Below are 12879 nucleotides of genomic sequence, written 5' to 3'. Positions count from 1 at the left end.
GGGGCTACTTCTTCCTGGGCATGACACGGTTCGCGATGGTGGCCACGACGCGCTGGTACTTCGATCCGGTGATGCGCTGGAACAGGTCGAGCGCGATGGCGTCGGAACCGACGAGGACGCGTCCCTTGCCTTTCTCCACACCTTTCAGGATGGTCTTCGCGGCCTGGTCCGGGGTGGTTTTCGCGAGTTTCGCGTCGAAGAATTTGGCGACCGACGCCTGGTCGTAGTTCTCCGCGACGGTGGCGTTGCGCGCGATGGCAGTCTTGATGCCGCCCGGATGCACGACGGTCATCTTCACGGGCGCCTTCGAGATCAGCAGTTCCATGCGCAGTGCCTCGCTGAAGCCCCGGACCGCGAACTTCGCTGCGTTGTAGGCGGCCTGCGACGGCATCGCGAGAAGACCGAACAGGCTCGACACGTTGACGACGTGGCCGTCGCCCGACTCCTGCAAGTGCGGAAGAAAAGCCTTGGTGCCGTTGACGACTCCCCAGAAATCGACGTCGACGATGCGCTCGATGTCCTTGAACGACGACTGCTCGACATCGCCGTGATACGCGATGCCTGCGTTGTTGTAGATCTGGTTGATCTTGCCGAAGCGTGCCTTGACGGTCTCCGCATAGTCGAGAACGGTCTCGCGCTGCGTCACGTCGAGGAACTGCGACTCGACCTCGCCGCCGAGCGCCTCGACCTGGCGGACCGTCTCGGCGAGTCCGTTGACGTCGACGTCCGAGAGCGCCAGCTTGGCGCCGCGTTGGGCCAAATTCAGAGCCAGGGCTCGTCCGATGCCGGAACCGGCACCCGTGACGACGGCGACCTTGCCTGCGAAAGCGCTCACTGTACGGCCACCTTGGTCTCGGAGTCGGCGACGACGAGGTCACCGGCAGGGGCGGGGAGATCCGACGCTGCGACGCTACGGTACGCCGCGAGATCGAACTTCTTGGTCAGCTGACGGAAGCGGAACGTGAAGTCCGGCCACAGCGTCGTGTTGTTTCCGTGCTTGTCGAGGTACCAGCTGGCGCACCCGCCGTTCATCCACACGCTCTTGGCCATGCGGTCCTGAAGGTCGGCGTTGTAGTCGTCCTGTACGTCCTTGCGAACCTCGATGACGCCGATGTCGTGCTTCTCGATGGTCTCGAGAGCGTCGACGACGTAGTTGAGCTGCGATTCGATCATGTACACCATCGACGTGTGGCCGAGGCCGGTGTTCGGTCCGACGAGGAAGAACATGTTGGGGAAGCCCGCGACGGCCGAGCCCTTGTAACCCTGCTGCCCCTCTTCCTCGAACGTCTGCGCCAACGTCTTGCCGCCCTCGCCGAAGATGCCCTGGTACGCAGGCGAATCGGTCACGTGGAATCCTGTCGCGACGACGAGTGCGTCGATCTCGCGTTCGGTGCCGTCCGCGGTGACGATCGAGTTCGCCTTGACCTCCGCGATGCCGTCGGTGACGACGTCGACATGGGGGCGATCGAGCGCGGGGTAGTAGGCGTTGGAGATCAGCATGCGCTTGCAGCCGATGCGGAAGTTCGGCGTGACTTTCTTGCGGAGCGCCTTGTCCTTGATGCCCTTGTTGATCTGCTGCGTGGCGATCAGTTCGAAGATCTTCATGAGTGCAGGCTTCTTGGCAAGCCCAACGACCTGAGTCTCGCGCGCCGCGTAGATGCCGGTGCGCGACAGACGCTGAAAGCCCGGAATGTGCTTGAACGCGAACTTCTCGATGCCCGTGTACTCGCGGTCGAAGCGAGGCAGGATCCACGGGGCGGTGCGCTGGTAGACGTCGAGATGGGAGACCTTGTCGACGATCGACGGCACGATCTGGATCGCCGACGCCCCGGTCCCGATGACGGCCACGCGCTTGCCTGCGAGCGAGACGTCGTGATTCCACTGCGCGGAGTGGAAGATGTCGCCTTCGAAGCCGGCGATACCCGGAATGTCGGGAAGGTTGGGCTCGCACAGCGCACCGACGGCGGTCACGACGACCTTGGCCGAGTACTCGCCGGTGCTGGCCGTGATGTCCCAGCGATGGGTGTCGGCGTTCCACACGACGGTCTTGACGTCGGAATCGAAGACGTGCTTGTCGAGGACGCCGTACTTCCGTGCCACGGACGAGATGTACTTCTGAATCTCCGGCTGAGTGGAGAACGACCGAGTCCAGTCCGGGTTGAGCGCGAACGAGTACGAATACAGGTGCGACGGCACATCGCACGCGGCACCGGGGTAGGTGTTGTCGCGCCACGTACCACCGACGTCGCTACCCCGCTCGAGGACGAGGAAGTTCCTCTTGCCCTTCTGGGTCAGCTTGATCGCGGCACCCAGCCCGGCGAATCCACTGCCGATGATCACGGTGTCGACTTGGCGCGGTGCCGTCACGCGCTCGGAAGTATCTGTTACCGAAAGACTCATGCAAGCGAGAGTAGGAGCTTGTTGAGTGTGAGTCAATAGTTATTGACTACTATTCAGTAGGCTGGTCTCATGGCCGGTGTGAACAACGCAGCAGTGAAGCGAACGCGCATGAGCCCGGAGGAGCGTCGCGCGCAGCTGATCGCCCTGGGTACCGAGATGCTGTCCGAGCGTCCCCTCGAACAGGTGTCTGTCGAGGACATCGCCGATCAGGCGGGAGTGTCACGGGGGCTGTTGTTCCACTACTTCTCGTCCAAGCAGGACTTTCACCTGGCCATCGTGCGTGAGGCGAGTCGGGAGATGCTCGAACGTACAGCCCCCGACACGACACTCGATCCATACGACATCCTGCGCGACTCCATTGCGAACTACGTCGACTACGTCACCGAGAACCGGGAGACGTTCATTTCGCTGCTCCGCGGATCGGCGACGGGCGACCCCGACATGCGCGCGGTGTTCGAGGAGACTCGCAGTTCCATGGCCGAGCGAACCGTCGCGAATCTGTACAAACTCGATGTAGAGGCCAACCCCACCACCGAACTCGCTGTGCGCGGGTGGATCGCGTTCGTCGAAGAAGCAACCATCTCGTGGCTGCAGGACCCCAAGATCACGCGCGACGAGCTCATCGACCTCGAAGTCGGAGCGTTGCCTGCCGTCGCTCTCGCGCCCGCGATGATCGCTACTCTCCTGGGTGCGCAGGCTCCCAGCGCCTGATTTTTCGGCGTACGTCCGGTATCGATGGGCCCTTGGCGGCCGCTTGAATGTGACCTCCACGCCATCTGATCGTATGAATGTGCCATTCAAGCGGTAGGTCGGCCAGCCCCCGGCCACCCCGCCCCAGCCAGCCCCATCCCACCCGCCCCGGCCCGCCAGCCCACCCCACCCCCCCGAAAGACCGAATGGCGCCCTCGGTCACTCAGAGTGACCGAAGGCGCCATTCGCTCCGATTGAAACCGGACTACTAGTCCTCGCCGACGCCCGAGAAGGCCTCGTCGATGATTTCGAGCTGCTCGACCGCGTGGACCTTGCTCGATCCCGAGGACGGAGCCGACATCGCGCGACGCGAGACGCGCTTGATGCCACTCAGCACGTCGGGCATGAGCTCCGGGAACGCGAGGCCGAAGAACGGCCATGCACCCTGGTTCGCCGGCTCCTCCTGGACCCAACGGAACTCGGTTGCGTTCGGGTAGCTGCGGATGGCCTCGGTGATCCGACGGGTCGGGACCGGGTACAGCTGCTCGATGCGCACGATGGCGACGTCTTCGCGGTTGTCCTTTTGCTTGCGAGCCAGCAGCTCGTAGTAGAGCTTGCCGCTGACCATGAGGACACGCTTGACCTTGCTGCGGTCACCGGTGCCGGTTTCGTAGGTCGGCTCGTCGAACACCGAGTGGAACTTGCCGTCGGTGAAGTCCTCGATGTTGGACACCGCGGCCTTGTTGCGCAGCATCGACTTCGGGGTGAAGACGATGAGCGGGCGACGGATTCCGTCCCGTGCGTGGCGACGCAGCAGGTGGAAGTAGTTCGCCGGAGTCGACGGAACGGAGACCGTCATCGAGCCTTCGGCGCACAGCGTCAGGAAGCGTTCGATGCGGCCGGACGTGTGGTCCGGGCCCTGGCCTTCGTGGCCGTGCGGCAGAAGCAGCACGACGTCGGACAGCTGTCCCCACTTGGCTTCACCGGACGAGATGAACTCGTCGATGATGGACTGTGCGCCGTTGACGAAGTCGCCGAACTGCGCCTCCCACAGCACGAGTGCGTCCGGGTTGCCCACGGAGTAGCCGTACTCGAAGCCGACGGCCGCGAACTCGCTGAGCGCGGAGTCGTAGACCATGAACTTGCCGGGGTTCTCGCTGCCGATGTTGTGCAGCGGGGTGTACTCGGCGCCCGTCTTGCGGTCGATGATGACCGAGTGACGCTGGGTGAACGTGCCGCGACGCGTGTCCTGGCCGGAGAAGCGGACGTTGGTGCCCTCGTCCACGAGCGATCCGAGCGCGAGCAATTCGCCGAATGCCCAGTCGACTTTGCCCTCGTATGCCATCTCGCGACGCTTCTCGAGGACCGGCTTGACGCGCGGGTGCACGTTGAAGCCCTCGGGAACCTCGAGGAAGGCGTCGCCGATGCGGTGCAGGATCGACTTGTCGACCGCGGTGGTGAGCTTCGACGGCAGAACCTGGTCGAGCTCGACCGATTCGCTGGGCTCCGGGGTGTACTTCTCGAGCTCACGCACCTCGTTGAAGACCCGTTCGAGCTGGCCCTGGTAGTCGCGCAGTGCGTCTTCCGCCTCTTTGAGGGAAATGTCGCCGCGGCCGATGAGGGATTCGGTGTAGCTCTTGCGGACGCTGCGCTTGGTGTCGATGACGTCGTACATCGCCGGCTGCGTCATCGAGGGGTCGTCGCCCTCGTTGTGGCCACGCCTGCGGTAGCAGATCATGTCGATGACGACGTCCTTGTTGAACTTCTCGCGGAAGTCGACAGCGAGTTGTGCGACACGAACGCAGGCCTCGGGGTCGTCGCCGTTCACGTGGAAGATCGGCGCGCCGATCATCTTCGCGACGTCGGTGCAGTACTCGGACGAACGAGAGTGCTCCGGGGCGGTGGTGAAACCGACCTGGTTGTTGACGACGATGTGCACGGTGCCGCCGGTGCGGTAGCCGCGCAGCAGTGCGAGGTTGAGGGTTTCCGCGACGACGCCCTGGCCCGCGAAGGCCGCGTCGCCGTGGAGCATGAGCGGAAGCACGGAGAAGCCGCCCTCGCCCGCGCCCTTGTCCAGAAGATCCTGCTTGGCGCGAACCAGTCCTTCGAGGACCGGGTCGACAGCTTCGAGGTGCGACGGGTTGGCGGTCAGCGAGACTGCGATGTCGTTCTCGCCGAACATCTGGATGTACGTGCCCTCGGCGCCGAGGTGGTACTTCACGTCGCCGGAGCCGTGTGCGGCTGCCGGGTTCATGTTGCCCTCGAACTCGGTGAAGATCTTCGAGTACGGCTTGCCGACGATGTTCGCCAGAACGTTCAGGCGACCGCGGTGCGGCATGCCGATGACGACCTCGTCGAGCGCGTGCTCGGCGGACTGGTCGATGACGGCGTCCATCATCGGGATGACCGACTCGGCACCTTCGAGCGAGAAGCGCTTCTGGCCGACGTACTTGGTCTGCAGGAAGGTCTCGAACGCCTCGGCGGCGTTGAGCTTGCTGAGGATGTACTTCTGTTGTGCCACAGTCGGTTTGACGTGTGTGGCCTCGACGCGTTCCTGGAGCCAGCCGACCTGGTCGGTCTCGAGGATGTGCGTGTACTCGACGCCGACGTGGCGGCAGTACGAATCGCGCAGAACGCTGAGCACGTCCCGCAGCTTCATCTTGTCCTTGCCGTGGAAGCCACCGACCTTGAATTCACGGTCGAGGTCCCACAGCGTCAGGTCGTGGCTGATCACGTCGAGGTCCGGGTGCATCCGGAACTTGTCCTTCGTGAACTGCAACGGATCCGTGTCGGCCATCAGGTGGCCACGGTTCCGATACGCCGCGATGAGCTCGAGAACGCGAGTGTTCTTGTCGACGGTGCCCTCGGGCAGATCCTTGCGCCAGCGGATGGGCTCGTACGGGATCTTCAGCGAGTGGAAGATCTCGTCGTAGAACTCGTCGCTGATCAGCAGGTTGTGGATCGTGCGCAGGAAATCGCCCGACTCGGCACCCTGGATGATGCGGTGGTCGTACGTCGAGGTCAGCGTCATCAGCTTGCCGACGCCCAGCTCGGCGAGTCGCTCGTCGGACGAGCCCTGGAACTCGGCGGGGTACTCCATGGCACCTGCGCCGATGATCGCGCCCTGGCCGTTCATCAGACGCGGGACGGAGTGCACCGTGCCGATGCCACCGGGGTTGGTCAGCGAGATCGTGACGCCCTGGAAGTCCTCGCCGGTCAGCTTGCCGTCACGGGCACGACGGACGATGTCCTCGTACGCGTTGTAGAACTGCGTGAAGGTGTGCTCGTTGGTGCCCTTGATCGCGGCGACGACGAGCGAACGGTTGCCGTCCTTGCCCGGCAGGTCGATGGCCAGACCGAGGTTGGTCGACGCCGGGGTGACGGCGTTGGGCTTGCCGTCGACCTCGGCGAAGTGGCGGTTCATGTTCGGGAACGCCTTGACGGCCTGCACGATGGCGTAACCGAGAAGGTGCGTGAACGAGATCTTGCCACCGCGCGTGCGAGCGAGGTGGTTGTTGATGACGAGGCGGTTGTCGACCATCAGCTTGGCCGGAATCGCACGAACGCTGGTAGCCGTCGGGATCTGCAGCGACGCGGACATGTTCTTCGCGACGGCAGCAGCGGCGCCTCGGAGAACCTTGCTCGACGCCTCGCCCGCGGGGGCTGCGGCGGGCTTGGCCGGTGCGGCCGGCTGGTTGGAACCTGCGGCCTTGGATGTCGCGGGCTTGGACGTCGGCGCGGGCTTCGCAGCGGGGGCCGAGGCCTTCGCAGGCTCGGCCTTGGGTGCGGCGGCCTGAGCCTTGGGAGCGGCCTTGGCCGGGGGAGCGGGCGGAGTCGGAGGCGTCTTGCCGTTGCCCTGCGCTGTACTGCCGTTCGGAGCCGACGCGGTGTCGTCACCCGCAGGCGCGTCCGGGTCGTAGTCGGTCAGGAATTCGTGCCAACTTGCGTCCACCGAGGACGGGTCTTCCTTGAATCGCTGGTACATCTCATCGACCAGCCATTGGTTTTGTCCGAATTGGGTAGTAGAGCTGCTGCTCACGGCAGTAGTTCGCCTCTTCTCTTCTCTTCGTTCCCGATCAGCGCGCGTACTTGTCCAGGCTAGACCTCGTCGGTGAGTTGCCGCCGTCCGGGACTTGGCTGTGGTATGTACTCACGAGTAACTGTCGGCTCTTCTGCTGACGACTCCTTGGACTATCGGATTATTCCCGCCGCGTGTTTCGGCCGCATCCCACAATCGTGCGTAGTGGCCGTCGAGCGCCCGTAGATCGTCGTGTGTGCCGACCTCGACGATGTGTCCGGCGTCGACGACGACGATCATGTCGGCGCGTGCCGCGGTCGCCAATCGATGCGCGACGACGACCGCCGTCCGCTTGCGTACGACGGCGGTGCTCGCGGCGAGGACCTTGCGCTCGGTGGCCGGGTCGAGGGTCGCGGTCGCCTCGTCGAGAAGCAGTAGATCCGGGTCGACCAGCTCGGCTCGGGCCAATGCAATCAGCTGTCTCTGCCCTGCCGATAGACCTTGCCCACGCTCACCGACAGGCTGGTGCATACCGCCCGGAAGTGCAGCGATGGTGTCGAGAGCGCCGACGGCGCGCGCCGCGGACTCGATGTCCTCGCGGCTCGCGTCGGGCTTTCCGTAAGCGATGTTGCTCGCGACGTCACCGGTGAACAGGTGCGCTTCCTGCGGTACGACACCCAGTCTGCGGCGGTAGTCGGAGAGTCGATATCGACGGAGATCGGTGCCGCCGACCCGCACCGATCCGGCCGTCGGATCGTAGAACCGAGCGAGCAATTTGACGACGGTGGACTTGCCCGCTCCGGTCTGCCCGACGAGCGCGACGGTCGTGCCGTGGGCGATTGTGAGATTGACCTCAGTGAGTGCATCGGTGTCTGCGCCGCCATATCGGAATGCGACGTCGGCGAGACGAATGTCACTCCGAAGGTGCCCTCCTTCGATCTCGACGACGTCGTGTCCCGATGCCGTTTCGATCGAACTCGGAGTGCGCAGGAGATCGCCGATCCGACGTACTCCGACGCTGGCCTGTTGGTATCCGTCGAACACCTGCGACAGCTGTTGTATCGGCCCGAACAGCAAGCCGAGATACAGAACGAATGCGACGAGGGTGCCCGCGGACGTCGACCCGGTCGCGACCTGATGTGCGCCGACGAGCACGACGAGCGCGAGCGCGAGGTCGGACAGGAACGTGATGAACGGGAAGAAGACCGAGATCGCGCGCTGCGACCGCATGCGACTGCGGCGATAGTGGTCGGCGCGTTCGGAGAAGCGTTCTGCCGCGAACTCTTCACGGCGATATGCCTGCGCCGAGCGGAGACCTGCGATGTTCTCCTGGAAGTCGGCGTTGACTGCCGAGATCCTTTCGCGTGACGCCGAGTACGCGGCCGAGGACACCTTGCGGAAGATCACTGTGGCGACGACGAGCGGAGGCACGACCGCGAGGGCGACGAGGCCCAGCGTCGGATCGGTGATCAGAAGGGCCGCGGAGATGCCGAGAACGGTGAGCAGGCTGACGATGGCGGTGGACGCGCCCGTCTGGATGAACGACGACAGCGCGTCGACGTCGGTGGTCATGCGGGTCATGATGCGGCCGGACAGTTCGCGCTCGTAGTAGTCGAGTCCGAGCCGTTGAATGTGTGCGTAGCTACGTACCCGAAGGCCGAACAACACGCGTTCACCCGCTCGCGCAGTGACGACGGTGGTCGCGGCGATGACGAACCACCCCACGACGGCCAAGACGACGCCCACTCCTGTGGCTACCCAGAGTGCTCCGGCGTCGCCACGAGCCACACCCGAATCGACGGCGTAGCGCACGATCGACGGCAACGCGATCGACGACAGTGAATCCAACGCGAGCAACACGACGACGACGGCGAGCAGCCATCGGACGGGCTTCAACAATCGAGAGAGTCGAAAGTGTGGGTCGGCAGCGCGTAGTGCGGGCCCGCCGGCGGCGGGGTCTTCGGTGGCAGGGGGAAGAGCATCGACCGCGGCCTGCAGTTCGGGGGTCGATGCGACGTTCCCGAGTGCGCCCGACACCGGACCTCCGCGAGACGGTGTGCCACCGGACGCCCGCGTCGGCCCTGCAGGAGCCGTCGTCGGCCACAGCGCATCCTCGCTCGGCTCGCGAACCGGGGACGGGTCGGCGTCGGGGTAGGTGGATCGGTCGTCGGAGTCTCCGCCGGCCAGCAGCATGCGGAACAGCGGACATCGCTCGTCGAGTTCGTCGACGGTGCCGGTGTCGATGATGTGGCCGTCGTCGAGCACGGCGACGCGGTCGGCGAGCGAGAGCGTCGATCGACGATGCGCGAGGACGACGGTTGTCCGATCACGTTGCGCTCGGAGAGCGTCGAAGATCTTCGCTTCGGTGGCCGCGTCGACGGCGGAGGTGGCGTCGTCGAGCACCAGCACGCGCGGGTCGGTCAGGAGTGCGCGCGCAAGAGCGATGCGTTGACGCTGGCCGCCGGACAACGTGAGGCCGCGCTCGCCGACGGTCGAGTCGTAGCCCTCGGGCAGGTCGACGATGAACGAGTGAGCCTCGGCGAGAACGGCGGCACGTTCGATCTCCTCGGCAGTGGCGTCGGGCCGCCCCAGCGCGATGTTCGCGGCGATGGTGTCGGAGAAGAGGAACGGTTCGTCGAAGACGAGACCGACGGCACCGCGGAGTTGTTCGGCGCTCACGTCGGACACATCGAACCGTTCACCGTCGGACGTCAACGCGACCGATCCCGACGCCGGACTGTAGAAGCGAGGGAGCAGCAGCGACAGCGCGGTCTTGCCGGTACCCGCATGCCCGACGATGGCAACGCTCTCCCCAGGTGCGACGGTCAGGTCCAGCGAGCGCAGGACGTCACGATCGGGGTCGAAGCCGAACGTCACTGCGGCGAGGTCGACTCCGAGTGGCCCGTCGGGAAGATGTCGCGGATGGGCCGGTTCGGGAACGGACGGTTCGGTGTCGACCACCTCGTAGACGCGCTCGACGGCGGCACGGGACAGCTGGGCCATCACGACGACGGACGACAACGTGCGGGTGATCGCGGACAGCGTCGCCACGTACGTCGCGAAGGCGAGGAACGTGCCGATCGTGATGTGGCCGTGCAGCGCGAGGTAGCCGCCGAGGGCGATGACGCCGACGAGTCCGAGCTGGGGGATCGCGGCCATGGACGGGGCGAACCGCGAATTGATCTTCGCCGAGCGCATACGTTCGGCGAACAGCGTGCGACCGAGGCTTTCGAGTCGATCCACCGACCGCGACTCCTGCCCGAACCCCTTCACGACGCGCACGCCGGTGACAGTTTCCTCGACATGTTGGGCGAGGTCGGCTGCACGTTGCTGGGCGGACCAGGTGGCCGCGAACAGTGTGGGCCGGATTCGGTACACGATCACCGCGACGCCGGGAACGATCAGCAGTGCGACGACCGTCAGCAGCGGGGACAGGTACGCCATGACGCCGAGAGCCAGGACGAACTGGAGCAGCGCGCCCGCCGACAGTGGAACCATCGCGAGCAGTCCTTGAACGAGCTGCAGGTCGGTGATGGACCGCGACACGACCTGTCCGGTGCGGATGTCGTCCTGGCCGCGACCGTCCAACCGTTGCAGGGACGCGAGGAGTCCGAGCCGGAGGTCGTGCTGCACGTCGATCGACAGCCGGCCCGCGAGGAATCTGCGGCCGAACTGGCAACCGAATCTGACGACGCCCAGCGCGGCGATGGCAGCGGCGACGACTGCGATCGTGCTGTTGTCACCGGCGGTGGCGTCGTCGATGGCAATACGCGTCAGAAGAGGGAACGAGATGTCGATGACAGCGGCGATCATCGTGACTGCCAGTGCCCCGACGGCGGTCTTGCGATGGATCCAGCACTGCGCGCCGAGCCGGCGAATCCAGCCGATCGGTCTGCCCGTTGCGCGTGTGTCGTTACTCGTAGTCACCATCGGCTTCAAAGGTAGACCGAGCTACCGACACCGATTCGTCAGGCGACGTCGCGTTGCCTCGTGCGCCACCATCCTGCGGCCGCGATCCCGGCCGCCCACAGCACGAGAACGATCGGCGCCCACGGCCACGGCATCAGGAACGGGACGTCGTCGGTGTCGCCGACGGTGACCGTTGCCAGCGTCGACGCGACGGGAGTCAGGACCGACGCATTCGAGATGCCGAGTCCGGCGAGGATCGAGACCAGCATGATCTCGCCCATCGGGAACCACGCGACGACGATGATCGACGGCCACGTCGGTGACCCGAACAGCAGCCCGAGGCCGACGCCGAGCAGCGCCCACAGCACGACCGCGAACAGTCCCGCGGCGAGAGTGCCCACGACGTGCGCGTTCAAAGCGAACGTGGACGGGGAGAAAAGCAGCAGGCACGCGATGCTGCCGATCTCGACGGCGAGCCCGTAACCCAACGCGAAGAGCGCGGTGACGAGCATCTTGCCGAGGATGACGACGTCGCGGCCTCGTGCGGTCAGGAACGACGTCGTGATGGTGTCGTGCCGGAACTCGGTGCCGCCGTTGACCGATCCGAAGATGGCCGCGAACACCATGGCCGCGCCGAGCGAGGAATACAGACCGAAGATCGCGAAGCCGCCCTCGATGTCGAGGTCACCGGCGCTCTCGGAGATCGCCGACGCGATGGCACTGGCGAAGATGCCGACGACGACCGGCGGCAGCGCGAGCGCCCACCAGAACTTGAGCGTCGTGATCTTGCGAATCTCGGCGGTCAGCAGTGTCATTGTCGGCCTCCGTTCCAGGGGGAGGGTCCGTGAGCCGGTGGCGGCCCGTAACCAGGAGGCCCGTAACCGGGCGGTCCGTAGCCGGGCGGTGGCCCGTAACCGGGGTGATGGACAGGACCGACGGGCGCGCTGGTGTACTGGCCCGCGGTCATCGACAGGAACACGTGCTCGAGATCGACATGCTCGTAGGTGGTGCCGAAGACGGTGACTCGGGCCTCGGAAGCGATGCGGGTGATGGTGTCTGTGTCGCTGCCCGCGACGCCGAGTCGACCGTCGGGCAGCAGTTGTGCGTTGGTGATGCCGTTCGACGCCAGTGCCAACGCGAGCGAGGCGGGATCGGAGGCGGCGACGAGAGTGCGGCTGGGCCGCGACGCGCGCAGTTGCTCGACGCTGCCCTGGTACACCAGCGAGCCTGCGCTGACGATGACCAGGTGGTCGACGGTTGCCTCGACCTCACGCAGCAGGTGCGACGAGATCAGCACGGTCCGGCCGCCTGCGGCGTAGGACTTCAGGAAGTCCCGAAGCCATGCGATGCCCTCGGGGTCGAGACCGTTGGCGGGTTCGTCGAGGACGAGGATCTCGGGATCGCCGAGCAGGGCCGTCGCCAACGCGAGTCGTTGCCGCATGCCGAGCGAGAAGCCGCCGACCTGCCGGTTGCCGACGTCGGACAATCCGACGATGCCGAGGACGTCGTCGGCGCGCTGGTCCGAGACACCGATGGCCGACGCGAAGATGCGGAGGTGACCGCGGGCGGTCCGTTTCGGGTGCAGACTCCGAGAGTCGAGCACAGCCCCGACGGTTCTGGCTGGGTGCGTGAGCTCCGAGAACGGGGCGCCGGCGACGAACGCCGCGCCCGATGTGGGTCGCACGAGACCCAGCAGCATGCGCAGTGTGGTGGTCTTACCGGAGCCGTTCGGTCCGAGGAACCCGGTGATCGATCCGCGCGGCACCGCGAAACTGAGTTCCGACACCGCCCGGATGGATCCGTAGAACTTGGTCAAACCCTGCGCTTCTAGTGCGCTGACAGGGAAGCCGTAGGTCATGCGT

At 65.4% G+C, this 12879-nt stretch carries 7 protein-coding genes; 1 reads left to right on the top strand and 6 read right to left on the bottom strand.

What is annotated here, in order from left to right:
- Positions 1-4 precede the first annotated feature (4 nt).
- Complete coding sequence (locus tag CHB96_RS12360; RefSeq protein ID WP_089246493.1) at positions 5-835, bottom strand: SDR family NAD(P)-dependent oxidoreductase; 831 nt, start codon at positions 833-835, stop codon at positions 5-7.
- Positions 832-2400 (bottom strand): flavin-containing monooxygenase, encoded by a 1569-nt coding sequence (locus CHB96_RS12355; RefSeq protein ID WP_089246491.1) that lies wholly within the window; start codon positions 2398-2400, stop codon positions 832-834. Before CHB96_RS12355 ends, CHB96_RS12360 begins: the two co-directional genes overlap by 4 nt.
- Positions 2401-2469: 69 nt before the next feature.
- On the opposite strand from CHB96_RS12355, the gene CHB96_RS12350 reads away from it, so the two are divergent.
- Entirely contained in the window at positions 2470-3111 is a 642-nt protein-coding gene (locus tag CHB96_RS12350) for a TetR/AcrR family transcriptional regulator (protein WP_089246489.1), read from the top strand.
- A 247-nt stretch (positions 3112-3358) separates the two neighbouring features.
- Here CHB96_RS12350 and CHB96_RS12345 read toward each other — a convergent pair whose 3' ends face one another.
- The 4 genes from CHB96_RS12345 to CHB96_RS12330 all read right to left on the bottom strand — a co-directional run bounded on the left by CHB96_RS12345 (position 3359) and on the right by CHB96_RS12330 (position 12875).
- The gene (locus CHB96_RS12345) at positions 3359-7129 is read right to left on the bottom strand and encodes a multifunctional oxoglutarate decarboxylase/oxoglutarate dehydrogenase thiamine pyrophosphate-binding subunit/dihydrolipoyllysine-residue succinyltransferase subunit (RefSeq protein WP_089246487.1); all 3771 of its coding nucleotides are present in this window, start codon (positions 7127-7129) and stop codon (positions 3359-3361) included.
- A gap of 111 nt (positions 7130-7240) precedes the next feature.
- A complete protein-coding gene (locus CHB96_RS12340) occupies positions 7241-11038 on the bottom strand; it encodes an ABC transporter ATP-binding protein (protein WP_089246485.1) in 3798 nt (1265 codons plus the stop codon).
- Positions 11039-11076: 38 nt separating this feature from the next.
- Positions 11077-11832, bottom strand: a complete 756-nt coding sequence (locus CHB96_RS12335) for a hypothetical protein (RefSeq protein ID WP_089246483.1) — start codon at positions 11830-11832, stop codon at positions 11077-11079.
- The gene (locus tag CHB96_RS12330) at positions 11829-12875 is read right to left on the bottom strand and encodes an ABC transporter ATP-binding protein (protein WP_089246481.1); all 1047 of its coding nucleotides are present in this window, start codon (positions 12873-12875) and stop codon (positions 11829-11831) included. Before CHB96_RS12330 ends, CHB96_RS12335 begins: the two co-directional genes overlap by 4 nt.
- Between the last annotated feature and the right edge of the window lie 4 nt (positions 12876-12879).

Origin of the sequence: Rhodococcoides kyotonense (genome assembly GCF_900188125.1) — a bacterium.
GTDB classification, from domain to species: Bacteria; Actinomycetota; Actinomycetes; order Mycobacteriales; family Mycobacteriaceae; genus Rhodococcoides; species Rhodococcoides kyotonense.
This window is presented reverse-complemented; position numbering and strand designations above follow the sequence as displayed.

Excerpts from the sequence above, each read along its gene's own strand:
- CHB96_RS12355 (WP_089246491.1), bottom strand. The coding sequence starts at position 2,400 with ATGAGTCTTTCGGTAACAGATACTTCCGAGCGCGTGACGGCACCGCGC.
- CHB96_RS12340 (WP_089246485.1), bottom strand. The coding sequence starts at position 11,038 with ATGGTGACTACGAGTAACGACACACGCGCAACGGGCAGACCGATCGGC.
- CHB96_RS12335 (WP_089246483.1), bottom strand. The coding sequence starts at position 11,832 with ATGACACTGCTGACCGCCGAGATTCGCAAGATCACGACGCTCAAGTTC.
- CHB96_RS12350 (WP_089246489.1), top strand. The coding sequence starts at position 2,470 with ATGGCCGGTGTGAACAACGCAGCAGTGAAGCGAACGCGCATGAGCCCG.
- CHB96_RS12330 (WP_089246481.1), bottom strand. The coding sequence starts at position 12,875 with ATGACCTACGGCTTCCCTGTCAGCGCACTAGAAGCGCAGGGTTTGACC.